An 850-nucleotide genomic window follows, 5' to 3' on the forward strand; every position below is an offset into this window, starting at 1 on the left:
GTCAGTCTATCATTGCCATCGATGGCAAGACCATACGAGGGGCAGTCAACCAACACGGGTCCGATAATTGCCTGCATCTGGTGACGGCGTTTGATACCGGTGAGGGTCTGGTGCTCTGCCAGAAGGCCACTCAACACAAAGGCGGGGAAATCGAGACAGTAAGACAGCTGATTGATTGCCTTGATATTAAAGATGCCATCGTGACCATGGATGCCCTGCACTGTCAGAAAGAAACCTTGCAGCGACTGACCGCCCGTGGGGCTGACTTTGTCGTTCAGGTAAAGGAAAACCAGCCCGGCTTACTGGCGGCAATCCGTAGTCAGTTCCAGCCCTGGTGGGAGCACGATGGTGAAGGGTTGGCGCAACACTGCACGCAAGAGCAGGGTCATGGCCGCCAGGAGGAGCGAACAGTCTTTCAGTTAACCGCAGAACTCCCCGCTGAACAGAAACTGGCTTGGCCCGGCATAACAAGCCTTATCGCCGTGGAGCGCAGTCGCGGTCAAAAAGGCAAGGTCACGTTAGACACCCAATACTACGTCAGCTCGTTGGCGATAGAGCCGGAGCAAGCCGCCAAGGCAGTACGCCAGCATTGGCACATCGAGAACCAACAGCACTGGGTACTGGATGTGACCTATCGGGAAGACCTGAGCCGGATTGGTGACAGGGAGGCAGCAGAGGTGTTTGCCCTGTTTCGTCGCATTGCGCTGAACATGGCGCAGCATCATCCGAAGTCAATCAGCAAGCGGCGAAAAATCAAATGCGCTTGCTGGAGTGATGATTTTCGAATGGAGATGTTTTTTGGCGTGACGACAGATGCGAATTGCTCGCAAAAAGTATAATCCCGCCCTGA

Annotated in this window: 1 protein-coding gene; it reads left to right on the forward strand. The window is 54.6% G+C overall.

Annotation, left to right across the window (positions count from 1 at the left end; genetic code table 11):
• Nucleotides 1–839: ISAs1 family transposase (locus OKC30_RS21185; RefSeq protein ID WP_270809839.1), on the forward strand; the 839-nt coding region annotated here is incomplete at its 5' end.
• Nucleotides 840–850: the final 11 nt, after the last annotated feature.

The sequence above is a fragment of the Aeromonas sp. QDB18 genome (assembly GCF_027705325.1).
Classification (GTDB): domain Bacteria; phylum Pseudomonadota; class Gammaproteobacteria; order Enterobacterales; family Aeromonadaceae; genus Aeromonas; species Aeromonas caviae.